This window comes from Pseudomonas sp. Pseusp97, assembly GCF_047304025.1.
GTDB lineage: Bacteria > Pseudomonadota > Gammaproteobacteria > Pseudomonadales > Pseudomonadaceae > Pseudomonas.
Window position 1 is genome coordinate 1 of record NZ_JBGLYK010000589.1, and the last position, 247, is coordinate 247.

Annotated in this window: 1 pseudogene; it reads left to right on the plus strand. The window is 53.0% G+C overall.

Annotated features, from left to right (window positions below):
* Positions 1 to 96 precede the first annotated feature (96 nt).
* Positions 97 to 247: pseudogene (locus tag ACCC94_RS30435) on the plus strand (hydrolase); the annotation flags it as partial.

The window sequence follows — 247 nt, forward strand, 5'->3', positions numbered from 1 at the left end:
ATAGACTGCATTCCAGTTTTTCCTCGCTTGTGAAGCGAATGCGGCATGTTTTCCCTGTTCAGCAAACCCTTATCGACACTTAGGACGTACAAAGCCATGGCTAATCCGAAACTGCAAGTCCTCACGCCTGCGAACTCGCAGATCATCTTTATCGATCACCAGCCGCAAATGGCTTTCGGCGTCCAGTCGATCGACCGGCAGGTGCTGAAGAACAACGTGGTTGGCCTTGCCAAGGCCGCACGCGTGT